The organism is Pantoea sp. RCC30.1 (assembly GCF_058148845.1).
In genome coordinates, this window is record NZ_JBXUHX010000013.1 from 17,256 (window position 1) to 40,218 (window position 22,963).

General features: G+C 54.5%; 23 protein-coding genes and 5 tRNA genes. 16 read left to right on the forward strand and 12 right to left on the reverse strand.

The window, feature by feature from the left end; all coding sequences use genetic code 11:
- Positions 1–144 precede the first annotated feature (144 nt).
- Together AC2LB6_RS12990 and agp are read left to right on the forward strand one after the other, a co-directional pair.
- A tRNA-Ser gene (locus AC2LB6_RS12990) sits at positions 145–232 on the forward strand.
- A 271-nt stretch (positions 233–503) separates the two neighbouring features.
- A complete protein-coding gene (gene agp, locus AC2LB6_RS12995; RefSeq protein ID WP_490093835.1) occupies positions 504–2,114 on the forward strand; it encodes a bifunctional glucose-1-phosphatase/inositol phosphatase in 1,611 nt (536 codons plus the stop codon).
- A gap of 64 nt (positions 2,115–2,178) precedes the next feature.
- On the opposite strand, the gene AC2LB6_RS13000 is transcribed toward agp, so the two are convergent.
- The 3 genes from AC2LB6_RS13000 to wrbA are packed head-to-tail and all read right to left on the reverse strand — an operon-like array spanning position 2,179 to position 4,457.
- A complete protein-coding gene (locus AC2LB6_RS13000) occupies positions 2,179–3,552 on the reverse strand; it encodes an NAD-dependent succinate-semialdehyde dehydrogenase (RefSeq protein ID WP_490093836.1) in 1,374 nt (457 codons plus the stop codon).
- A 54-nt stretch (positions 3,553–3,606) separates the two neighbouring features.
- Complete coding sequence (locus AC2LB6_RS13005; RefSeq protein WP_010669794.1) at positions 3,607–3,837, reverse strand: YccJ family protein; 231 nt, start codon at positions 3,835–3,837, stop codon at positions 3,607–3,609.
- A gap of 20 nt (positions 3,838–3,857) precedes the next feature.
- Positions 3,858–4,457, reverse strand: coding sequence for an NAD(P)H:quinone oxidoreductase (gene wrbA, locus AC2LB6_RS13010; protein ID WP_022625914.1), 600 nt, complete (start codon positions 4,455–4,457; stop codon positions 3,858–3,860).
- Positions 4,458–4,758: 301 nt separating this feature from the next.
- On the opposite strand from wrbA, the gene AC2LB6_RS13015 reads away from it, so the two are divergent.
- Both AC2LB6_RS13015 and AC2LB6_RS13020 read left to right on the forward strand, forming a co-directional pair.
- Positions 4,759–4,932, forward strand: a complete 174-nt coding sequence (locus AC2LB6_RS13015; RefSeq protein ID WP_013357370.1) for a con-10 family general stress protein — start codon at positions 4,759–4,761, stop codon at positions 4,930–4,932.
- Between the two features lie 96 nt (positions 4,933–5,028).
- Positions 5,029–5,943 (forward strand): DMT family transporter, encoded by a 915-nt coding sequence (locus tag AC2LB6_RS13020; RefSeq protein ID WP_490093837.1) that lies wholly within the window; start codon positions 5,029–5,031, stop codon positions 5,941–5,943.
- Here AC2LB6_RS13020 and rutG read toward each other — a convergent pair whose 3' ends face one another.
- From rutG to rutA, 6 genes are read right to left on the reverse strand one after another with little or no spacing between them, the layout of a single operon-like run.
- Positions 5,944–7,272, reverse strand: a complete 1,329-nt coding sequence (gene rutG, locus AC2LB6_RS13025) for a pyrimidine utilization transport protein G (protein ID WP_090962416.1) — start codon at positions 7,270–7,272, stop codon at positions 5,944–5,946.
- Positions 7,273–7,318: 46 nt separating this feature from the next.
- A complete protein-coding gene (gene rutF, locus AC2LB6_RS13030; protein ID WP_490093838.1) occupies positions 7,319–7,834 on the reverse strand; it encodes an NADH-dependent FMN reductase RutF in 516 nt (171 codons plus the stop codon).
- A gap of 19 nt (positions 7,835–7,853) precedes the next feature.
- Positions 7,854–8,663, reverse strand: a complete 810-nt coding sequence (gene rutD, locus AC2LB6_RS13035; protein ID WP_490093839.1) for a pyrimidine utilization protein D — start codon at positions 8,661–8,663, stop codon at positions 7,854–7,856.
- Positions 8,663–9,058, reverse strand: a complete 396-nt coding sequence (gene rutC / locus AC2LB6_RS13040; protein ID WP_490093840.1) for a pyrimidine utilization protein C — start codon at positions 9,056–9,058, stop codon at positions 8,663–8,665. Before rutC ends, rutD begins: the two co-directional genes overlap by 1 nt.
- A gap of 20 nt (positions 9,059–9,078) precedes the next feature.
- A complete protein-coding gene (gene rutB, locus AC2LB6_RS13045) occupies positions 9,079–9,792 on the reverse strand; it encodes a pyrimidine utilization protein B (protein WP_490093841.1) in 714 nt (237 codons plus the stop codon).
- Positions 9,792–10,883, reverse strand: coding sequence for a pyrimidine utilization protein A (gene rutA, locus AC2LB6_RS13050; protein ID WP_490093842.1), 1,092 nt, complete (start codon positions 10,881–10,883; stop codon positions 9,792–9,794). The genes rutB and rutA overlap by 1 nt, the downstream gene beginning before the upstream one ends.
- Before the next feature lie 306 nt (positions 10,884–11,189).
- Between rutA and rutR the strand changes: the two genes are divergently transcribed.
- Entirely contained in the window at positions 11,190–11,825 is a 636-nt protein-coding gene (gene rutR / locus AC2LB6_RS13055; protein ID WP_003849991.1) for an HTH-type transcriptional regulator RutR, read from the forward strand.
- A 38-nt stretch (positions 11,826–11,863) separates the two neighbouring features.
- Positions 11,864–12,838, forward strand: a complete 975-nt coding sequence (locus AC2LB6_RS13060; protein WP_490093843.1) for a metal-dependent hydrolase — start codon at positions 11,864–11,866, stop codon at positions 12,836–12,838.
- A 45-nt stretch (positions 12,839–12,883) separates the two neighbouring features.
- On the opposite strand, the gene cycA is transcribed toward AC2LB6_RS13060, so the two are convergent.
- Positions 12,884–14,278, reverse strand: a complete 1,395-nt coding sequence (gene cycA, locus AC2LB6_RS13065; RefSeq protein WP_490093844.1) for a D-serine/D-alanine/glycine transporter — start codon at positions 14,276–14,278, stop codon at positions 12,884–12,886.
- Between the two features lie 285 nt (positions 14,279–14,563).
- On the opposite strand from cycA, the gene AC2LB6_RS13070 reads away from it, so the two are divergent.
- The 3 genes from AC2LB6_RS13070 to AC2LB6_RS13080 all read left to right on the forward strand — a co-directional run bounded on the left by AC2LB6_RS13070 (position 14,564) and on the right by AC2LB6_RS13080 (position 17,889).
- Positions 14,564–15,259 carry an extensin-like domain-containing protein gene (locus tag AC2LB6_RS13070; protein WP_490093845.1) on the forward strand — a complete coding sequence of 232 codons (696 nt, stop codon included), beginning with the start codon at positions 14,564–14,566 and terminating at the stop codon, positions 15,257–15,259.
- 1,174 nt (positions 15,260–16,433) lie between these two features.
- Positions 16,434–17,156, forward strand: a complete 723-nt coding sequence (locus AC2LB6_RS13075; RefSeq protein WP_490093846.1) for an autoinducer binding domain-containing protein — start codon at positions 16,434–16,436, stop codon at positions 17,154–17,156.
- 121 nt (positions 17,157–17,277) lie between these two features.
- Positions 17,278–17,889 carry an autoinducer synthase gene (locus AC2LB6_RS13080; RefSeq protein ID WP_490093914.1) on the forward strand — a complete coding sequence of 204 codons (612 nt, stop codon included), beginning with the start codon at positions 17,278–17,280 and terminating at the stop codon, positions 17,887–17,889.
- A gap of 32 nt (positions 17,890–17,921) precedes the next feature.
- Here AC2LB6_RS13080 and AC2LB6_RS13085 read toward each other — a convergent pair whose 3' ends face one another.
- Entirely contained in the window at positions 17,922–18,146 is a 225-nt protein-coding gene (locus AC2LB6_RS13085) for a DUF2594 family protein (protein ID WP_003849983.1), read from the reverse strand.
- Between the two features lie 432 nt (positions 18,147–18,578).
- Between AC2LB6_RS13085 and uvrY the strand changes: the two genes are divergently transcribed.
- The 6 genes from uvrY to AC2LB6_RS13115 all read left to right on the forward strand — a co-directional run bounded on the left by uvrY (position 18,579) and on the right by AC2LB6_RS13115 (position 22,120).
- The gene (gene uvrY / locus AC2LB6_RS13090; RefSeq protein ID WP_010246608.1) at positions 18,579–19,238 is read left to right on the forward strand and encodes a UvrY/SirA/GacA family response regulator transcription factor; all 660 of its coding nucleotides are present in this window, start codon (positions 18,579–18,581) and stop codon (positions 19,236–19,238) included.
- A complete protein-coding gene (uvrC, locus tag AC2LB6_RS13095) occupies positions 19,231–21,063 on the forward strand; it encodes an excinuclease ABC subunit UvrC (protein ID WP_490093847.1) in 1,833 nt (610 codons plus the stop codon). The genes uvrY and uvrC overlap by 8 nt, the downstream gene beginning before the upstream one ends.
- A gap of 69 nt (positions 21,064–21,132) precedes the next feature.
- Positions 21,133–21,681: a CDP-diacylglycerol--glycerol-3-phosphate 3-phosphatidyltransferase gene (gene pgsA / locus AC2LB6_RS13100; protein ID WP_490093848.1), complete on the forward strand. Its 549-nt coding sequence runs from the start codon at positions 21,133–21,135 to the stop codon at positions 21,679–21,681.
- Positions 21,682–21,833: 152 nt separating this feature from the next.
- Positions 21,834–21,909: transfer RNA gene (locus tag AC2LB6_RS13105), tRNA-Gly, on the forward strand.
- 40 nt (positions 21,910–21,949) lie between these two features.
- A tRNA-Cys gene (locus AC2LB6_RS13110) sits at positions 21,950–22,023 on the forward strand.
- A gap of 10 nt (positions 22,024–22,033) precedes the next feature.
- A tRNA-Leu gene (locus AC2LB6_RS13115) sits at positions 22,034–22,120 on the forward strand.
- 112 nt (positions 22,121–22,232) lie between these two features.
- Here AC2LB6_RS13115 and AC2LB6_RS13120 read toward each other — a convergent pair.
- Positions 22,233–22,673 carry a hypothetical protein gene (locus AC2LB6_RS13120; RefSeq protein ID WP_490093849.1) on the reverse strand — a complete coding sequence of 147 codons (441 nt, stop codon included), beginning with the start codon at positions 22,671–22,673 and terminating at the stop codon, positions 22,233–22,235.
- A 50-nt stretch (positions 22,674–22,723) separates the two neighbouring features.
- Here AC2LB6_RS13120 and AC2LB6_RS13125 point away from each other — a divergent pair.
- Positions 22,724–22,799, forward strand: a tRNA-OTHER gene (locus tag AC2LB6_RS13125).
- Positions 22,800–22,963 lie beyond the last annotated feature (164 nt).

A 22,963-nucleotide genomic window follows, 5' to 3' on the forward strand; every position in this document is an offset into this window, starting at 1 on the left:
GAGCGGCTTAAGGCAGCGGTCTTGAAAACCGCCGATGGGAAACCATCCGAGAGTTCGAATCTCTCCTCCTCCGCCACTTTATCTGCCACGAGCAATAAAGCGGTAAAAATCAATAATTTTGCCGATGCAGTACAGTTTCAAAACGGAGGGGTGGCCGAGCGGCTTAAGGCAGCGGTCTTGAAAACCGCCGATGGGAAACCATCCGAGAGTTCGAATCTCTCCTCCTCCGCCACATTTTACAGGCCAGCACTCAGTGCTGGCCTGTTTCGTTTCTGCCGTTCCTGTTTCTTCCTCCTGTCCGAAAAAAGCGCGCCTCTGCTGATGACGCGCGGCTGTGCATTCATCTGTCCGATGCATCTCTGCTATAGTCCACTCACTGTTTTTGCAAACATCTGGCGCTTTTCTGAGGCGAGCTGAGTTACACTGTTAAATACATCGCTCTGAGGCGAGCTAATCGGTTGATAGCCAGAGTGTTTCTTTACTGAATAAATGGAATAGGCACAATGATCAAGAAACTGAGTCTTTGCGCATTGTCAGTGCTCGCTGCATTGCCGGTCGGAACGGTAGCATTTGCTGCTGAGGGTGATATGCAGCTGCAACAGGTGCTGATGTTGAGTCGTCACAATCTGCGTGCGCCACTGGCCGATAATGGCAGCGTGCTGGAGCAGTCCACCAAAAAAAGCTGGCCGCAGTGGGATGTTCCCGGCGGACAGCTGACCACCAAAGGTGGCGTGCTGGAAGTCTACATGGGTAACTACACCCGTCAGTGGCTGGCACAGCAGGGCCTGGTGAAGAACGGCAGCTGTCCTGACAGCAATAACGTCTTTGTTTACGCGAACAGCCTGCAGCGTACCGTTGCCACCGCCCAGTTCTTTGTCAATGGCGCCTTCCCTGGCTGTGACGTCGCGGTCACTCATCAGGATGAAATGGGTTCCATGGATCCTATCTTCAATCCGGTCATCACAGACGGCAGCGATGCATTCAATAAGAAAGCACTGGCCGCGATGGCTGCTGCGAATGAAAAACTGTCGCTGAAGCCTGCCTTCCAGCGGCTGGAAAAGATTGTCGACTACAAAGCATCGCCTGCCTGCAACAATAAAAAGCAGTGTGATCTTAGCAGCGGCCAGAACACCTTCAGCGCTGAAAACGGTAAAGAGCCGACTGTCAGTGGCCCGCTGAAAGTGGGTAATTCCCTGATGGATGCCTTCACGTTGCAATATTACGAAGGCTTCCCGCTGGATCAGGTTGCATGGGGCCAGATCAAAACGCCTGAACAGTGGAAAGAGCTGTCTGCGATCAAAAATGGTTATCAGGACTCATTGTTCACCAGCCCGGACGTTTCCCGTGAAGTGGCTGCACCGCTGGTGGATTACATCCGCAGTCAGTTAGTGGATCAGGACAAAGCCAACGCGCCGAAAATCACGCTGATGGTCGGCCATGACTCGAACATTGCCTCACTGCTGAGCGCACTGCAGGTTAAGCCTTATGAACTGCCTGATACTTACGAAAAAACGCCGATTGGCGGTCAGGTTGTTTTCGAACGCTGGCATGATGCGAAAAATGATAAAGACCTGCTCAAAGTCGAGTACGTCTATCAGACCGCCGATCAGCTGCGCAACGCGGACGTGCTGAGCCTGAAGAACCCACCGAAGCGCGTAACGCTGCAGCTGGCGGGTTGCGAGACCGATGCCAACGGCTATTGCAGCTGGGATCAGTTCTCTCAGGCGCTGAACGCTGCGCTGCAGGGTACGCCAATGCAGCCAGCGGCGGCACCACAACCAGCAGCAGCGCAGTCTGACGACGACAGTGCGAAAGCTGCAGCAACGCATGATGCTGCTGCGGATAAAGCTGAAGCGGATAAAGCGACCGCAGCCAAAGCGAAAGCTGAAGCCGACAAAGCCGCCGCTGATAAAGCAAAAGCGGACAAAGCGGCAGCGGATAAAGCCGCCGCTGAAAAGGCAAAAGCGGACAAAGTGGCAGCGGATAAAGCGAAGGAAGACAAAGCAGCCTCAGCCAGTGGCGCGAAAGCCTCAACTGACCAGGCTAACGCTGCGAATACGCCTGCAGCTGCGCACACCGGCGAATCTAAGTCACCGGCTGTGGCAACACAGTAATCGCGCTATCCGGCCGATAATAAAAAACCCCGTCGAGACGGGGTTTTTTATGGCTGAAGGGCGATTAACCCGCTACAACAACCAGTTTCTGGTTAGCAAACTCTTTGATACCCAGATCAGAAAGCTCACGACCATAGCCTGAACGTTTCACACCACCAAAAGGCAGTTCCGCTGAGGTATCGCTCTGCGAGTTGATAAACACCATACCGGTTTCAATGGCGGAAGCCAGTTTACGACCGCGAGCAGTATCCCGCGTCCAGACTGAGCCACCCAGACCGTAGTGCGAGTCGTTTGCCAGCGCCACAGCCGCATTATCGTCACCCACGACATAAATCTGCGCCACAGGGCCGAAGAACTCCTGATAATAGGCAGGGTTGTCCGGGGTAATGCCAGTGAGAATGGTTGGCTGATAGAAACAACCTGCACCTTCAACCGCTTTACCGCCCGTCACCAGTTTTGCGCCATTAGTGACCGCTTCGTCTACCTGTTTCACCAGACGGTCACGCGCGTCAGCGGAAGAGAGCGGGCCAAGGGTGGTCTTCTCATCCAGTGGATCGCCCAGCGTGGCAGAACTCAGCGCGGCGCTGAACTGGCTGATAAAGCGATCGGCAATCTTCTCATGCAGGATAAAACGTTTTGCGGCGGTACAGACCTGACCGCAGTTGCTGAGGCGCGCCTGCACGCCCTGACGGACGGCTTCGTCGAGATCGGCGTCATCCAGCACCACAAACACGTCATTGCCGCCCAGTTCCAGCGTCGATTTCTTCAGATGCTTACCGGCCTGCTCAGCCACGGCGCTGCCTGCACGCTCAGAACCGGTCAGGGCGACACCCTGAACACGATCATCAGCGATCAGATCGGCGACCTGATCGGTGGAGATGAACAGGTTAGTCCATGCCCCTTCCGGCGCACCCGCTTCACGAACCAGCTTTTCAAAGACATCGGCACAATGCGGCACAATGTTGGCGTGTTTCGCCAGCACCGGGTTACCCAGCGCCAGGTTAGGAGCCAGCACGCGCATCAACTGATAGTAAGGAAAGTTCCACGGCTCGACGGCGACTAACACGCCAATCGGGTGATACTCAACCCAGGCTTCGCCCAGCTCACTGGGATAGGACTGCGGTTGCAGAATACGTTCCGCATTCTCTGCGTAGTAGCGGGCAATCTGTGAACAGATTTTCACTTCGCCACGGCTCTGACCAATCAGTTTACCCATCTCTTTACTGGCGATGGTGGCCAGTTCTTCCGCGCGGCTATCAATCAGGTCAGCCAGTTTTGTCAGTACCTGCAGACGTGGCTGAATATCACCTTTGCTCCATGAAGAATGGAAAAGACGATCGGCCACTTCGAGGGCATGGCTGACGGCGGCTTCATCGTGTGATGGCCAGCTTTTCAGCAACTGGTTGTTTGCGGGATTAATGCTTTGATAGGAAGACATAGCGTACTCCTTGGTGATCTAAAAAAATGGGGGCGGGAAAGCCCCGCCCCTGAATCAGACGTTCTTGCGTTCTACGGGCTTGTCATCCCAGGTCAGTAGATCTTTATCGGTTTTTTCAAAGGCACGAATCAGCACGTCATCACTGCCTTGCTGACGCCAGATCTCTTCTGCCAGTTTTTCATCGTAATTGGCCACTTCGAAAATGGCCTCAGCAATTTCAGGGGAGGTATGACGCAGACTGGCCCATTCGCCAACGTGATGTGCTTTCGATTGTTCAGTAGACATACTTTTCTCCTTTGATTAAATCAGTCCTGCAGTTTGACTGTCAGTCCGGCAACATGTTCACCCTGAAAACGGGCGATGTTGAGTTCTGCTTCAGTAGGCTGACGCGAACCGTCGCCGCCCGCCAGTGTGGTGGCCCCATAAGGCGTGCCACCGCGAACCTGTGAAATATCGAACAACTCTTTGGTTCCGTAGCCGATAGGCACAATCACCATGCCGTGATGCGCCAGGGTGGTCCAGACTGACGTAATAGTCTGTTCCTGACCGCCGCCGGTGCCGGTTGAGGTAAAGACGCTGGCAACCTTGCCAAACAGCGCGCCAGACGCCCAGAGACCGCCAGTGCGATCCCAGAACGTTCGCATCTGCCCGGCCATGTTGCCAAAGCGGGTCGGGGTGCCAACGATAATCGCGTCATAGTGCGGCAGCACCTCAGGCGTAGCTTCAGCTGCCTGCTGATCGGTTTTGCCGCCCACCTGTGCAAAGCGATCCGCCTCCATCGTTTCTGGTACCCGCAGGATATCCACTTCCGCGCCGGGAACCCGACGAGCGCCTTCTGCAACCGCGTTCGCCATTGTTTCAATATGTCCGTACATCGAGTAGTAGAGCACCAGAATCTTGGCCATAAATCTCTCCAGGTGTTTTTGACGGTTTTTGACATCCAGGAAAAGTATAGAAGAGCTTTCGTTTTACGCAGGTGAGGCTGAAGCCGCAGCGGAGGAGTCGGGCAATAAATCTGCAGCTAATCGATTGTATGTCGACAGAGTGTTCGTTCTTTAATCAAATTGCTGGTGATTACTCTGTTGCGAAATGTGACTGCGGGACGACTTAAAGCAGAATCTGGCTATTATTTAAGCATGGGCTGAATTCGGCTTCGGCCCTCTGTATTTCATTCTTATTTATCGCACTACGCGACAGGAGCAAATCATGACGACACATCGTGGAGGTTCAGGAAATTTTGCTGAAAACCGTGAACGTGCCGCAGAAGCGGGACGTAAAGGGGGGAAAAACAGCGGTGGTAATTTCAAAAATGATCCGCAGCGTGCCGCGCGTGCTGGTGAAAAGGGCGGACGCAGCAGTCCTAAAAAAGCGGACGCATAGCCTCACACTGCCGCCGGTTCAGACCGGCGGTGAACGTCATTGCTTTTCTACCTCGCTCTCCCCACAATATCGTCCAGACCCATCATCAGGTGAATTATGTCGGACACACTCCGCGGTTTAACCCTGCGCCTGACGCGGCAGGAACTGGTATTACTTTTTATCACCATGATCTGGGGCGGCACCTTCCTGGTAGTGCATCGTGCGATGCAGCACTCCGGCCCGTTCTTCTTTGTCGGCCTGCGTTTTGCCACCGCCGCGTTGCTGCTGGCACTGTTTTTCCGCCGTTATCTGGCTGGAATGACCTGGCTGGAGGTGAAAGCAGGCGCGCTGATTGGCCTGTCGATCGCCGGAGGTTATGGCCTTCAGACCTGGGGAATGCAGACCATCTCCAGCAGCCAGTCCGCTTTTCTCACCGCCCTCTATGTTCCGGTGGTACCGTTGTTGCAGTGGCTGTTTTTACGCCGTCCGCCGGGCTTGATGTCGTGGCTGGGGATTGTGCTGGCCTTTACCGGCTTGCTGCTGGTGGCCGGGCCGCAGGATGGCCGCATTAGCCTGAATGCCGGTGAAATAGCGACGCTGCTCAGCACGCTGGCGATTGCCGCCGAGATCATCTTAATCAGCCGCTATGCCGGTCAGGTCGATGTACGCCGCGTGACGCTGATCCAGCTGGCGGTGGCGTCACTGTGTGCCTTTGTGCTGATGATCCCTAACGGAGAGACGGTGCCCGCGATCTCAACACCGCTGCTGCTCAGCGCGCTGGGGTTGGGTGCGGCCAGTGCGCTGATTCAGGTCACCATGAACTGGGCACAACGCAGCGTTTCGCCGACCCGTGCCACAGTGATTTATGCCGGAGAGCCGGTATGGGCTGGCGTGGTAGGACGTGTTGCGGGTGAGCGCCTGCCTGCGCTGGCGTTGCTGGGTGGGGCGCTGATCGTCTGCGGGGTAATCGTCAGTGAGCTGCGGCTGAAACGAAAAAAAGCGGTGCAGCCTGCTGCCACACCGCTGAAGTAGTCAGCCCTGCTGTCGCGCCAGCGGCTTATCCTGCTGCGCCGCGCTGCGTCGGCGCAGAATCGCATTTAGGATAATCGCGCCAAAGGTGGCCGTACCGATCCCGCCCAGCGTGAAAGAGCCGATTTTCAGCGCGAAATCCCCTGCACCAAGAACCAGCGTGGTAGCGACCATAATCAGATTGCTGTTCTGACCTAAATCGACATGGTTCTGCACCCAGATGCGTGCGCCTGCCACCGCAATCAGTCCGAACACCACAATGGATGCGCCGCCGATTACCGGGGCCGGAATGGTGTGGATCAGCGCACCAAACTTCGGCGAGAAACCGGCAAGGATAGCGATGATGGCTGCGGCAACAAATGCCAGCGTGGAGTAGACTTTGGTCACAGCCATCACGCCAATATTCTCGGCATAGGTCGTCACGCCACTGCCGCCGATAGAGCCAGAGAGGATGGTTGCCAGGCCATCGCCGACAAAAGCCCGTCCCATGTAAGGATCGAGGTTCCGGCCAGTCATGCCCGCCACCGCTTTCAGGTGTCCGAGGTTTTCAGCCACCAGAATGATCGCCACCGGCGCGATCAGCACCATCGCCTGCAGATCAAAAGTCGGTGCGGTGGTGTGCGGCAGACCAAACCAGGCAGCCTGTGACAGCATCGTAAAATCGACCGGCTTGCCCAGTCCGAGACCGTTGGTCAGAATCGCATAGATCGCCCACGCCAGAATCAGGCCGACCAGAATCAACAGACGCTGAATCATCCCGTGGGTAAACACCGCCACCAGACCGATACAGAGCACGGTCATCACCGCGACCCAGCTGTCGAATGAAGAGGCGGAGACGCTGTGAACCGCGATTGGAGCCAGATTCAGCCCGATCGCCATCACCACCGCGCCGGTCACCACCGGCGGCATCAGGTTTTCGATCCAGCGCGTGCCTGACTTCATCACCACCAGCCCTATCAGCGTGTAAAGAACACCACAGGCGATGACGCCGCCCAGTGCCACGCTGAGATTTGGATTCAGTCCCTGACCACTGAAGCCGGTTACCGCAATCACCACGCCAACAAAGGCGGCGCTCGACCCGAGATAGCTGGGCACCCGACCGCCGGTAATAAAGAAGAACAGCAGCGTGCCAATACCCGAGACCAGAATCGCCAGATTGGGATCCAGCCCCATCAGCAGCGGCATCAGCACCGTTGCGCCAAACATCGCCACCGCATGCTGTAAACCCAGCACCAGCGTTTGTCCCAGAGGGAGTGTCTCATCCGGGGCGATAATACCGTTTTCTGTTAGTGCCGACTTCTTCTGCCATTGCGGAAACCAGGATCGTGCCATCGTCTACTCCAGAGCGTTATGAATGCCGGTGAGTTACAGGGAAGCGTTAACAGGCATCCTGCCGCATCAGGGGATGGTATCCCCGGTCAAACCAGGCCAGGCCGTGGGTGTCGTCATTGCGCACTAAGCCCACGACCTCACAGAACAGCGTGTCATGTGTGCCGACACTGACAATCTGCGTAATACGACAGTCAAAAGAGGCGACTGCGCCGCTCAGCACCGGCGAGCCGGTCACGGCCGTCGACCACTCAGCGGCAATAAAACGGTCAGCCATGGGCGTTTTTCCGCCGAACAGATTGGAGAGCGCTTCGTGTCCCGCCGCCAGCGTATTGACGCAGAGTTGCATGTTTTCGCGGAACATCGGGTACACCGAGGCAGAGCGGTTCAGGCAGACCAGCAGCGTCGGCGGCGAATCGGTGACGCTGCAAACTGCAGAGGCGGTAAAGCCTGCGCGTCCGGCCGGGCCTTCTGTCGTGATGATGTTGACCGCAGCACCCAGCCGCGACATCGCATTACGAAACTCAGTTTTCTCAACGGCTGGGGTAAGGGTTTCCAGGCTCATAGTGTTCTCCGCGAAAGGGTTAGCCGGCGACGCGCTGCAGCGGCTGCACGTCATCAGTCTGATCCAGCCACTGCAGCAGCAGGGCATTAAAGTTTTCAGGGTCGGTGACGCTCATGGCGTGGCCGCCCCAGGCCATCATCTGTTCAGTGGCGTTAGGCAGCGCCGTGGCCAGCTCGGTTGAGCAGCTCCACGGCACCAGCAAATCGTCCTGGCTGGCAATCACCAGCACCGGTTGCGGAATTGCGGCGGGCCGTACGCTGAAGTCGGCGCTCATCAGGGCATGCAGCCGTCGCATCAGGTTTTCCATCCCCTGAAAATGCGTGACGTGATGGCTATCTTCCTGCTCCAGACGCGTCTGATGCTCGGCCATCCACTCAGCAGGATAGAGAAACAGCGGCTGAGCGCGGACGAAAGCCTCGACGCCGACATTGAGCAGCAGATCCTGCCGCACCTGAAAGCAGCGGCGGGTATGCGGATGCAGCGTCAGCCAGCCGTTGATCACTACGATCCGTTCGATCCGATCCGGATAATCCAGCGCCAGCTGCATTCCCACCAGACCACCCAGCGCGTGGCCGATCAGGCTGAAGCGCAGGATGCCGTTTTGCGCCAGCGCGTCGGCCAGCTCAGCCGCCATCATCGCCATGTTGTAGCCTTCCGGTAAGCTGTCCGCGCTGCGACCAGTGCCTCGCTGGTCATAGAGCACGACCCGATAGCGTGCCGTCAGGGCCGCCAGCTGCGGCTGCCAGAAACCCGCCACGCCGCCCAGACCGGAAGAGAGCACCAGTGTCGGTGCCTCGGGATTTTGCAGGCCCAGAATATCCAGCTGCATCAGACCTCCGGCTTGCCGATGTGTGCCACGCTGGCGATCTCAATCAGCGCGTCAGGCTTGACCAGCCCGCACTGAATGCAGAAACGGGCAGGCTTTTCACCGGGGAAGTATTCGGCATAAACCTGATTCACCGCGGTGTAGTTCGACCAGTCGGTGATGAAGATCGAGTTAAATGTCACATCGGCCATGCTGCCACCGGCGGTCTCAATCACCTTTTTAATCGTTTCCAGCACGTGGCGGGTCTGCGCGGCGGCATCACCCACATGCACCACATTATTGTCACCATCAAACGGCAGCGTACCCGAGACATAGACCACGCCATCCGCCAGCGTGCCGGGGACAAACGGGGCGATAGGTGTGGTGGTGCCCGGCGGAACAATAATACTTTTCGGCATTGCGACGTCCTCTTAGTGGATTAGCGGGTATTCAGGCTTTCGCAGAAGGTATCGACATCCGATACCCAGCCAAAAAAGGTTTCGATATTGAACAGCGCTGCCTGCTGAGCAAAAGGCGGGCCAGCCTGATAAGTGGCGTCTTCCAGCACCACGCCGAAGTACTCCAGGAAGAAGCCGTCGCGCAGCGTTGATTCCACACAGACGTTGGTGGCGATGCCGGTGAAAATCAGATGACGGATCCCGCGACTGCGCAGCATGCTGTCGAGCGGGGTGTTATAGAAGCCGCTGTAGCGTGATTTTGGCAGCACGATGTCACCGGGTTGTGGCTTAAGCTCATCGACCAGCGCGTAATCCCAGCCGCCTTTCGACAGCAGTGAACCCTGCAGTTCAGGCCGTTTACGCATGGTTTTCAGCGCATTCGATTTGTGGAAGTTGGGAGAACCGGCGCCACCGGCTTCAACATAGTCACTGTCCCAGCCATTCTGGAACCAGATGATCTGAACGCCGGCCGCACGGGCCGCCGTCACTGCCTGATGGATCTTCGCTATTACCGGTTTGGTAGCGGAAACATCGAAGCCGGCCAGGTCGAGGTAGCCACCTTCGGTGGCGTAGGCGTTCTGCATATCCACGACAATCAGCGCCGTCTGGCCAGGCGGAAAGGCTATCGGCTCTGGCCGCGCCGGCAGTTCAACCTGCGGGACATCCGGCGTGTGGGCACAATAAACGGTACTCATTATGCTACCTCCTGCTGTGCATCGAGCAGGGCGCTGCGACAGGCCATCAGCGGCTGAATGTGCTGACCGAAGTTCTCAATACCTTCCAGGAAATCATCAAAGGTCAGCAGCACGCCGTGAGTGCCCTCAACCTGCGCCACTTCATCCAGCATCCGCGCCACGTTGGCATAAGAGCCTACCAGGGTGCCCATATTGATATTGACGGCCGAGGTCGGATCCGCCATCTGGCGCACATTGGTGTCGCTGCCTGATTTGGTGTCCTGCTGACTCTGGGTGGTGAGCCACGAGAGTGCTTCTTCATCCGCACCGGCTTTGTAGTGTTCCCACTTAGTCCGCGCTTCTTCATCTGTTTCAGCTGCAATGATCATAAACAGCACATAGGAGCCGACATCGCGGCCCGCTTTTTCGGCGGCCTGCTTCATGCGAATCGAGGTCGGGCTGAACGCAGAAGGCGTATTCACGCCTTTGCCGAAGCAGAAGTTGTAATCGGCGTGCTGGGCGGAGAAGGCCATACCCGCATCGCTCTGTCCGGCGCAGATCACCTTCATCGGGCGCTGCGGCTGCGGACTGACGCGGCAGTCGTTCATGGTGAAGAACTCACCTTTAAAGTCCGATTTTCCGGTGCCCCACAGGTCGCGCAGCACAGTAACGTACTCGGTCAGATAAGCGTAACGGCTGCCGAAGTACTCATCGCCCGGCCACATTCCCATCTGCTCATATTCTGGTTTCTGCCAACCGGTCACCAGGTTAACGCCGAAACGACCGCCTGATATGGAATCAATAGTGGATGCCATGCGCGCCACAATCGCCGGTGGCAGCGTCAGGGTGGCCGCGGTGGCGTAGATCTCAATACGTGATGTGACCGCAGCCAGGCCTGCCATCAGGGTGAATGACTCCAGGTTATGATCCCAGAACTCTGTTTTTCCGCCGAAGCCGCGCAGTTTGATCATCGAGAGCGCAAAGTCGAAGTGGTAATGCTCTGCTTTCAGCACGATGGCTTTGTTCAGTTCAAAGGTCGGCATGTATTGCGGCGCATTGGACGAAATCAGCCAGCCATTGTTACCAATCGGAATAAAGACGCCTATCTTCATGTGAAACCTCGTTGCGATGGGGGAAAGGTGTTTCACGCGCGGCACTGCATCCTGCTACGTCCCTGTGGGCTGCGCTCAGTCACAATTCTGCAAACTGCGTGCCACATTTTTTATTGTCTTAAATAACAAAGAGTTAAAAATAACCCAAAAGAGTTATGTGGAGTGACGGGTCCATTTCAGACCATATGGTCAAAATTCGCTGCACGTTTTGCATGCAGGCTGAGCAAAAAAGGTGCAGGGCCCGGATTGGGCAGCGATGAATCCCTTTGCTATGATGCGCTGACACCAGATGGATGAGGTAAACGTGTGAATACCGATGAAAAAAAGCCAACGCGTCGTTCGCGTGCGGTCGCAGCGAAGCGGGCCGCCATACTGGAAGCGGCATTAACCTTCTTCTCACAGTTTGGCATTCACGGCACCAGCCTCGATAAGGTGGCCGAGCTGGCCGATGTCTCTAAAACTAATCTGCTCTACTATTTTCCTTCTAAAGAAGTGCTCTATGTCGCTGTGCTCAAACAGATTCTGGATGTCTGGCTGGCACCGTTGCGCGCGCTGGCGCACGATCAGGATCCGCTGGTCGCCATCCGGCGCTACATCCGGCTCAAGCTGGAGGTGTCGCGCGATCATCCTCAGGCTTCCCGGCTGTTCTGTCTGGAGATGCTTCAGGGCGCACCCCTGCTGAAAGGGGAGCTGGCGGGCGATCTCAAGCAACTGGTGGATGACAAGGCGGCCATTATTGAACGCTGGATTGATGAAGGACGGCTGGCGGGCGTACAGCCACAGCATCTGATCTTTATGCTGTGGGCCACCACGCAGCACTACGCCGATTTTGCTACCCAGGTTGAAGCCGTTACCGGTCAGACGCTCAGCGATCCGGCGTTTTTCGACCAGGCCGTTGATAACGTTCAGCGCATGATCATTGAAGGGATTCGCGTTCGCTAATTCAGGAAACATTCACTGCTCAGTAACGGAGTTAATCAATGGATTCTGTTTCGCAGTTCGTTCTGGGTGCCTCGGTCAGCGTCGCCGTGATGGGACGTCGCGTGCCGGTCTGGCAGGCCGCGCTGGTGGGCGGTGTCTGCGGCACCTTACCCGATCTCGATGTGTTTATTGACCACGGCGATGCGATACGCAACATGACTTTGCATCGCACGGAAACGCATGCGCTGCTCTGGCTTACGCTTGCATCGCCACTAATTGCCTGGCTTGTCGCAGGATTGTTTCGTCAGCGGGGGAAATGGCTGCTCTGGTGGCCCGCGATCTGGCTGGCGCTGATTACCCACCCGTTGCTCGATTTAATGACGGTTTATGGCACCCAGCTTGGTCTGCCAGTCACCGATTATCCGTTTGCCATCGGCAGCATTTATATCGTCGATCCCCTCTATACGCTGCCGCTGCTTATAGGGTTGTGCATCGCGCTCTGGCGGCGCGGTGACAAAGGTCTGCGGGGAAACCGCGTCGGACTGACGCTGAGTACACTGTATCTGGTCTGGAGCGTGATGATTCAGAGCGTAGCAGGCTGGCAGATTCGTGATTCGCTGACGGAGCAGGGCATTGCGGCCAGTAAAGTGCTGGTGACGCCGACTGCGTTTAACACGCTGGTCTGGCGCAGCGTGATTATGACGCCGGATCGCTACGGCGAAGCTTACTGGTCGCTGTTGTCGCCCTCGCGGCCGCTGCAGGTCACGTGGTATCCGCGTCACCCTGAGCTGTTCTACGCCTTCCGGGGCAGCTGGTATGCCGAACGTGTCGCCTGGTTCAGCCACGGCTTCTTCTCCCTGCGTGAGCAGGATGGGCAGACGACGATTGCCGATCTGCGCATGGGTGAAGGCGATAACTATACCTTCACTTTTGGTCTGGGCACGCCTCAGCAGCCCGATGCGCGGCCGCAGCGCTTACCTTATGAACGCCCCTCGTTGTCCGCCATTTTCTCTGCGCTGGGTGAACGTCTGTAAAAAAAGCCCGGTCAGATGACCGGGCTTTATTCATGCTGTTACCGATTAGCTGCGGCGGCGAGTACGCAGCATCCAGCCCACACCCAGCAGAGCAAACCAGAGTGGCGTGACCATCAATGCCTGGCGCGTATCTTCCTGCAGCGTCAGCAGTACCAGCACAAAGGCAAAGAAGGCCATGCAAACCCAGCACATGAACTTGCCCAGCGGCATTTTAAATGCCGATTCCGCGTGGCGCTGCGGATGCTTTTTACGGTAAGCCAGATAGCTGCACAGTATGATGGTCCAGACGAACATAAACAGAATGGCCGAAACGGTGGTCACCAGCGTAAAGACCTTCATCACATCCGGGATCAGGTAGATCAACGCCACGCCAATCAGCAGGCAGAAGCAGGAGAAAAACAGGCCGGTGGTTGGTACTGCGCGGGCAGAGAGTCGGCCAAAAGCGCGACTGGCCACACCCTGCTGTGACAGGCCATACAACATACGGCTGGTGGAGAAGATGCCGCTATTGGCGGAGGAGGCGGCGGAGGTCAGCACCACAAAGTTGACGATACTTGCGGCAGCAGGCAGACCAATCAGTACGAACATCTCAACAAACGGACTGCGATCGGCCATTACCTGGGTCCACGGCGTTACCGCCATAATCACCATCAGCGCCAGCACGTAGAACATAATCACCCGTAGAGGAATCGCATTGATCGCGCGCGGTAAGACTTTATGCGGATCGTGGGTTTCAGCGGCTGCCGTGCCCACCAGTTCAATGCCGACAAAGGCAAACACCGCAATCTGGAACCCGGCAAAGAAGCCGCTGAGTCCTTTCGGGAACATCCCGCCGTGATCCCAGATGTTGCTCAGTGCTGCCGTGCCGCCACCCGGTGAAGGATAGTGAATAGACACCAGTACGATGCCGGTCACGATCAGCGCCACAATGGCGACGATTTTAATAATCGCGAACCAGAATTCCATCTCGCCAAACAGCTTAACGGTGGCAATGTTAAGCGCCAGAAAAACTACCACGCAGAGCAGGGCGCTCATCCAGATCGAGAAGCCCGGGAACCAGAGCTGGAAATAGGCGCTGATGGCTACCACGTCGGCAATGCCGGTCACCACCCAGCAGAACCAGTAAGTCCAGCCGGTAAAATAGCCTGCCCACGGACCAAGCAAATCGGCGGCAAAATCGCTGAAGGATTTGTACTCAAGATTGGAGAGTAGCAACTCCCCCATGGCGCGCATCACAAAGAACAGCATAAAGCCGATGATCATGTAGACGAAAATGATCGAGGGGCCGGCCAGACTGATGGTTTTACCGGAACCCATAAACAGGCCGGTGCCGATAGCGCCACCAATGGCGATGAGCTGAATGTGGCGGTTGTGCAGATTGCGCTGAAGCTTATCGGGCGCGTCGTGGGCGCCTGCGGTTTCTTTATATTGATCAACCATATAATTGTCTTTCCTGTCTTGATGTTGTTTCAGCTCTGCTGGCTGTTAGTTAAGGCGTCTGCCCAAGGGCAAGTCGGATAAGATAGAGGAAGTCACCCCAAAGCCGGTAACAGTTTTTTACCTGATGTGACACCGGCCATACTCAGATGCGATCGCTACAGGCGATTCTGGTTAATCCTGCGTCAGTCTGAGTAATGATTCATCACGTTGTGTCAGGCCGACGGCGTGAAGGGCAATGTGCTTCTACACTTTTCGTTTGCTAATCATCATGCTGCAAAGGGGACTATGCGCACGCTTATCCTGTTTTTGCTGTTAATCGCGCTGGGATGGGTCAGCTTGCCCTGGCTGAAGCAGCATCTGCCGCCGCAGTTCAATCCTTTTACGCCGCTCTCTGTGACTGATCCGCCGGGCTGGATGACGCAGATTAAAATGAAAAGACTGGCCAGCGATCCCGAGGCGTGTCTGACGGTGATGCGCGGTGCTCAACAGGCGGGCTGGGTCAGCTTCAGCGAGCGTCCGGCCGTAACAGGGAATTGCCCGCTCAGCCATCCGCTGCGAATTCAGAAATTTGGGCCGGTCAGCCTCAGCAGCAGCTTCCTCGCCAGCTGTCCGATGGCCGTGGCCAGCACCATGTATGCGCTGCGCAGTCGTGAACAGACCTCCAGGGATATGCACAGCCCACTGGTACGAATTACCCATGTTGGCAGCTATGCCTGTCGTAACATTTATCACCGCACACAGGGGCGTCTTAGTGAACATGCCACCGCCGATGCCTGGGATGTCACAGGCTTTCAGCTGGCAGATGGACAGCGGCTTGAGGTCAGTCGTCACTGGCAACAGCCGGAAGAAAAAGCGGCGATGCTCCATGCACTGTGGCGTGGCGGCTGTGACGTATTTGGCAATGCGCTGGGCCCGGACTACAACGCCGCGCACGCCTCACATTTTCATCTGGGTATGCGAGGTGCAGGCTATTGCCGATAAATCATCAGGCAGGATTAAGGCCGTGTTTGGTTAAGAAATGTTCTGATGGTGACAGCAAATTCATTCCAGCGATCATCGCTGAACCTGATCCACTGCTGAAATAGTCTGTCAGCAGAGCAGCACGCTGATAAAAGGCCTTTTTTTAGTACCATTTGTTGTAATAAAACGATGCCTGCAGAATAAACCACTTGTGCAAAGTATCAGCATTGCTGGCGCCATTACGCCAGATCGCATAATGAAATCTCTTCACGATCTCTCTGGAAAAAATAAGCCAGATTAATCGTATAAATAACGAAGGTATCCTTAAGAAAATGAACGGAACTTATCGCGTCATTTATTTTCGGATAATTCAGTTGCGTGACTATCGGTAAGGTCATTAAGTGATTAAAATAGAATCACTGTTTGCGTGCTGTTGCTACAAATAGTGACCTTTGCCAGGGCTTATGTTCAGACAGAGGAGATAAGTAAATCTGACTTTCCCGAATAGGCTTTACTGAGGGCTGGTTTGCCGCAGTCTGATAAGTGGATAAAGCCTGGCAGGAGGCAAGTGATTTAGCAGAGAGTATCGCCAAAGCGGGGGGTGCAGAATATCCTTGTTTATCAGCCTATCGGTTCGCTTAAAATACTGAGGTTAAAAATTAAGGCAGGGCTGTTGCCCGAAAGCGCAGGGCATGGGCTGCGAGTCGGTTACCTGTAGTCAGAATTTCTCTTCAGCCGCAGTGCTGGAGGGCGTCGCCTGGACTTAAGGTAAAAATGACAGAAGCCCGCTTATTTCCTGACAAAAAATATGTCAACAGATCGCACCTGCCGCTTCGCTTTAGAGCGCTAATTAACGCCTTGTTTACGCATTATTTACTCAACAATAAGTAGCGCTATTCAATATTTTCAGCAGAACTTTCGGGCATAAGATAAAATTGCATTGAAGCTCAGGGATTGAAATCCTATCAGAAAAATCTTATTCTCCTGGGGTGATTGAAATTGCTGTGATCGGCCTCACATTGTAAGGGCGGAGACACTTTTTCACTTCGCTCCAACGGCAACAGGTTAAATAGGCTGTACATTTATGAAAAATTCATCCGCTGAGATAAATTAAGTTTCGTTTGCTAGTTTATTTTATCCGATGAATCCGAATGAATAATACCGGAAGAGCGAGTGAAATTAACGCTGAGGCAATATGAGTACTGAAAACTATTTCGCCTGGCGAAGTGAGGTGAAAGAACAATTTCAGGCATTAACGGCTTCTTCTGAATTGAAGCCGTTATTGCAACAATTTACTGAATCATTTGGCTTCGATTATTTTGCCTTTTTGATTCAGCATCCGGTGCCTTTTAGCCGACCGCGTATTCATTTACATAGCACTTATCCTAAATTATGGGTTAAACGTTATGAAAAGCAGAATTATCACGCTGTCGATCCGGTACTCAGGTTGTGCCAGCGACCGGGCAAGGGGCTGGCGTGGACGCAGGAGCTGTTCGGTGACGCCGGCAATTTTTGGCGTGAGGCGAGAGAATATGGGCTGCAGAGCGGATTTTCTTGCTCTGCAATGGCACCAAATCGCGTCCTTGGTATATTATCTATATCGTCGCAACAGCCCATTTCTGTCCCGCTCTGTCATGCTGAGCTGGAGGTGAAACTACATCTTTTAGCGGAACTAAGCCTGGATACGCTGGAACGCTTTAGCGATGATGCAATGATGGTACTAAAAAAAGAGTTTAGTCAGCGTGAGCTGGAAATTCTGAAATGGACAGCCGAGGGAAAAACGGCCGTCGAAATTTCACTTATTTTATCTATCTCTGAACATACCGTTAACTTTCACCAAAAAAATATGCAAAAGCGTTTCAATGTTTCCAATAAAACGCAGATTGCCTGCTACGCAGCCGCAATCGGACTGATTTGAACATAAGCAACTGCTACATATGGCAGTTCCTTTGTACAGGTCTGTTGTCTACCCTGCGCCGGGACTTTGCCAGGCTGGCGCAAAGAAATCATTGCAAACATGGGGATGTCAGAGGCGCATGATGAAAATAGTGCAAACGCAATTAAAGGATATGCCATCCTCTTTGCTTGCCGAACTCGGCAGCTACCGTTACAGCGTCTTTGCGCGCGGCGAAGGGTGGTCAATACCGCCACGCCTGAGCACGCCAGGACAGGAATATGATCGCTACGATCGTTCAGATGTTACCTGGCTTATCGCATGGAATGCGCGCGAGGGCATCAGTGGCTGTGCGCGTCTGATGCCCTGGTTCGAACCTGAGCAGAGCGAAGGCATCGTGCTGCCGTTCAGCCATGAGAAAGTGTGGGAGATGTCGCGCTTCTCGGCCCGGCTGGACGTCGATGCTGAACTGCCGCTGAACATTCTCTGGCACGCGGTGCAGCTGGCAGAACTGAACGGCATGGCGTACATCATCAGTTCGGCAACGCCGATGCTGGAGAAGATGTTTGAAGAGCATGGAGTGGTGTACGAGCCGCTGACGCCGGGACTCATTCTGTCAGAAGATAATCTGTTTGCGATCCGTATTCCGGTGGTTCAGCCAGCGCTGGCTGAGAAGTATCGGGGAACACGGCGCTTTAGTCCGGAAGAGGTACTGCCAACGCTGGGCGTTTCGGTTAACTGGCAGGCGCACAGTTAGAATATTTGCCCCCGCCGCTGGGGGCAAAAAGCTTACTGACGGTAGGCTGTTTTAATCTGCTTAATGGTATTGCTAAACACTTCCGCCTGAGGTTTATCGCCCAGCGTCTGTACATAGCGTTCCATGTTAATAATCACTTTGCCGGCATCCGCCTGGCCCATACCTTTCAGGATCAGGGTGATCATCATCTTCAGACCCGCGATTTCATCCGCTAATTTCCGGGCTTCCTGCGAAGTGGCAAAATCTTCATCGCTCATGCGTTTCTCCTTGGTGAATGACAACGTGTCGGCAATCTGTCCGAACAGCAGTGCGTGAGTATATCACAGGGTCAGTAAGTTGCTGAGGCAGCCGGTTCGCTTCGCCAGGATTAGCTGGTTTGTCCAGTACAACTAATCAATCGCTGAAAGTAATCATAGCCGTTACCGGGCCTGAGATAACTCGCGTCTGCGGCGGCGAGCACCTGCAGTACAAGCTGTTAATATCATGAAATGGTGAGAGTTTAAGGATTATGCAGCGGCGCTGTCTGTTGTAAGAAATGTCTGTTATCGCTGGCTGGACCAGGGTAAAAGTAATGATGTTAAGGCGGGACAGTTTTGCTTTGTTGATGTGCTTTTGAGGTAAAAACGGGTATGATTACCGCTTGCAATCGTTAATTGCTTCCTGTTTTTTTAGCCTCTGGAGTTTCCCCGTTGATCAGTGTGCTTCTTGTTGATGACCATGAACTTGTCCGTGCCGGTATCCGTCGCATCCTGGAGGATGTCAAAGGTCTGGCCGTGGTCGGAGAAGTCAACTGTGGCGAAGATGCGGCTAAGTGGTGCCGTGCCAACCAGGTTGATGTGATCCTTATGGATATGAACATGCCTGGAATCGGCGGACTGGAGGCGACGCGCAAAATCGTGCGTTACAACCCTGATATCAAAATCATCATGCTGACCATTCACACGGAAAATCCGTTGCCTGCTAAAGTGATGCAGGCGGGTGCAGCCGGCTACCTCAGTAAAGGGGCAGCGCCGCAGGAAGTGATCAATGCGATTCGCTCGGTGAATGCCGGTCAGCGCTACATCGCATCAGACATCGCCCAACAGATGGCATTGAGTCAGATTGAGCCGCAAAAGGCGGAATCCCCCTTTAGCTGTTTGTCGGAAAGGGAATTGCAGATTATGCTGATGATCACCCGAGGACAAAAGGTGACGGAAATTTCCGAGCAGTTAAATCTCAGTCCTAAAACCGTTAACAGCTACCGCTACCGGATGTTCAGCAAGCTGAATATCAGTGGTGACGTAGAGTTAACGCATCTGGCCATACGACATGGCCTCTATAATGCGGAGCCGTTAATCAGTAGTGAATGACGTTTTTGATTCCAAAGCCTTTCTGAGTACGGTAACCAGCAAACCCGGTGTTTACCGCATGTATGACGCCTCAGGCACCGTCATCTATGTGGGCAAAGCCAAAGACCTGAAGAAGCGTCTGACCAGCTACTTCCGCGCTCAGGTCGGCAGCCGCAAAACCGAAGCGCTGGTCAGCAATATCCAGCACATCGATGTCACCGTTACCCACACCGAAACCGAAGCGCTGCTGCTTGAGCATAACTACATCAAGCTCTATCAGCCGCGCTACAATGTACTGCTGCGTGACGATAAATCTTACCCCTACATCTTTCTCAGCAGCGATACCCATCCGCGACTGGCGATGCACCGGGGTGCAAAGCATGCCAAAGGCGAATACTTTGGCCCGTTCCCGAACGGCTATGCGGTGCGGGAAACGCTGGGTCTGCTGCAAAAAGTCTTTCCTATCCGCCAGTGCGAAAACAGCGTTTACCGCAATCGCTCACGTCCCTGTCTGCAATATCAGATTGGCCGCTGTCTTGGTCCCTGTGTCGCGGGACTGGTCAGTGAGGAGGAGTATGCCGAGCAGACCGACTACGTGCGCCTGTTCCTGGCCGGTAAAGACGATCAGGTCCTCAATCAGCTGGTCAAACGCATGGAAGAGGCGAGCATTGGCCTGCGCTTCGAAGAGGCGGCACGCCTGCGCGATCAGATTCAGGCCGTGCGACGCATCACCGAAAAACAGTTTGTCTCGAATCAGGGCGATGACCTGGATGTGATGGGTGTGGCTTATGAATCGGGTATGGCCTGTCTCCACGTGCTGTTTATCCGTCAGGGCAAAGTGCTGGGCAGCCGCAGTTACTTCCCTAAAGTGCCAGTGGATACCGATCTGGCCGAGGTGGTACAGACCTTCGTCGGGCAGTTCTACCTGCAGGGCAGTGAGGCACGTACGCTGCCTGGTGACATCCTGCTGGACTTTACCCTGCCGGAGCGCGAACTGCTGGCGGAGTCGCTCAGCGAGCTGGCGGGACGTCGGGTTAACATTCAGAGTAAGCCGCGTGGCGATCGTGCCCGTTATCTCAAGCTGGCGCGCACTAACGCCGCCACGGCGTTAACCACGCGTCTGGCACAACACTCCACGATTCATCAGCGACTGATGGCGCTGGCGGAGTTTCTTGATCTCGACAAGATCAAACGCATGGAGTGTTTCGATATCAGCCACACTATGGGAGAGCAGACCATCGCCTCCTGCGTGGTGTTTGACCAGAATGGTCCGCTACGTGCCGACTATCGTCGCTACAACATCACTGGTATTACACCGGGTGATGACTACGCCGCCATGAACCAGGTGTTGCGTCGCCGGTATGGTAAAGCGATTGAAGAAGATAAGATTCCGGATGTGATTCTAATCGATGGCGGCAAAGGCCAGCTGTCTCAGGCGATACAGGTCTTCGCGGAGCTGGATGTACCATGGGATAAAAATAAACCCATCTTACTCGGCGTCGCTAAAGGCAGCGACCGTAAAGCTGGACTGGAAACGCTGTTCTTCGAGGCGGAAGGCGAGGGCGTTTCACTGCCACCAGATGCACCAGCGCTGCATGTGATCCAGCACATTCGTGATGACGCTCACAATCATGCTATTTCGGGTCACCGTAAAAAACGGGCCAAAGTGAAGAACACCAGTGCCCTGGAAAGCATCGAAGGCGTGGGGCCGAAACGGCGTCAGCAACTGCTTAAGTACATGGGGGGCCTGCAACCGCTGATGAATGCATCAGTGGAGGAGATCGCCAATGTACCCGGTATCTCACACGCTCTGGCAGAAAAAATATACTACTCGTTGAAACACTAGCATTGAAACGGGGGGGGCAATGTAGGAACATAGGCTAAATTCTACCTATATCCAGACAGTTACCGGCATATGCAATTAAACATTCCGACGTGTCTCACCCTGTTTCGAGTCGTGCTCATCCCGTTCTTTGTGCTGGCTTTCTATCTGCCGTTCACCTGGGCGCCGCTGGCTACCGCACTGATTTTCATCTTTGCTGCTGTTACTGACTGGTTTGATGGTTTTCTGGCGCGCCGCTGGAAGCAGACGACGCGCTTTGGGGCATTTCTCGATCCGGTTGCCGATAAAGTGCTGGTCGCAATCGCGCTGGTACTGGTGGCAGAAAATTTCCACGCCTGGTGGATTACCCTGCCTGCAGCGACCATGATTGCCCGTGAGATCATTATTTCTGCGCTACGTGAATGGATGGCGGAAATTGGCAAGCGCAGCAGCGTGTCGGTTTCCTGGATTGGTAAAGTGAAAACGACGGCACAAATGTTGTCTCTTTTTGCACTGTTATGGCGTCCGGATGCTACCGTTGTGGCGATTGGCGTGGTGGCGTTATACATTGCGGCCGTGCTGACTTTCTGGTCGATGTTTCAGTATTTAAGCGCCGCACGCGGCGATCTGCTCGAACCGTGATCGATACGATTTAAAAAGCAGCAAACGGACGCGCTGTGAGGATAATTTTATTGACTCATTGCGCCATCTAAGTAGAATGCATCGCATCGAACGGCAGCCAGTCTGCCAGAAGATAAGTAAAATCAGCAGGTTCGATGATATTACTGAAAATTGCGGGAATAGCTCAGTTGGTAGAGCACGACCTTGCCAAGGTCGGGGTCGCGAGTTCGAGTCTCGTTTCCCGCTCCAGATTCGCAGGTCAGGTTATCCTGACGGCACATCAGTTTAAGGCGCGTTGGCAGAGTGGCTATGCAGCGGATTGCAAATCCGTGTACCTCGGTTCGACTCCGGGACGCGCCTCCAGTTACACCCTGCCCGGGTGGTGAAATCGGTAGACACAAGGGATTTAAAATCCCTCGGCTGTAAGGCTGTGCGGGTTCAAGTCCCGCCCCGGGCACCATATTTCTGCCGCAGACAAAAGAATAAAAAGTAATATGCAGTAATGTCGTAACCGCCCAGGGGCGGTTTTTTTGTGTCTGTAATCTGGCGGATACGGCCACTGCAACCTTCGTTTAGCGGTATAAGCTGGCATCAGAGCCCCGGGAGCTGAACACCAGCTCATCATCAGTGTCACTCACCAGCACCATTTTCTGCGCCTCACCACTGGATGAAACAAAGGTCACTTCATGTCCGATGCTGATAGCCTCAAAGGCGTCGGTGGGCTGTGACTGCTTCCGGATCTCCAGTACCATCCTAGATGAGTAAGGTTTGTCACTGACCGTATCAATATGATAATTGGCCGTAAAATTCAGTTCGGGTTGATCAACCACGTAAAATTGTCCTGAAGGCATAGTCTTGACCTCTGCTTGATGATGGCCATACGTCCCGACCGGAACAGGCTGCCTGAAACTTAAGGTTAGCTGAATAATCAATGCCGACAGGCGAAGGCACCACTTTTTTAGTTTCAGACGACGGTTGCTAAAAATAGCTGCCGCTTGCGCTTGCCTGATCACAGAGTGGCACTACCCTTGTTCACACAGCGCGGCTTTTCCAGGCACGCCATTCGGGCATGGTATAAAGGTATTACTGCAACTCTTCATGGGTTGACGATGCGGGTTCAACTCCTGCTGCCCGGTCCATCTTCTGCATCTCGTGACGTCTGTTTCATTCCTGCTGCTCTGCCACTGCAAACTCAATTACATCTGATTTCACTCATTTTTGCGGCCTGCATCGAATGCCATAACCTGTTGAAACAGGTTGGTTTACCGTAAAGTGGTGGGTATCGTTTGCCGTCGCAGAGAAA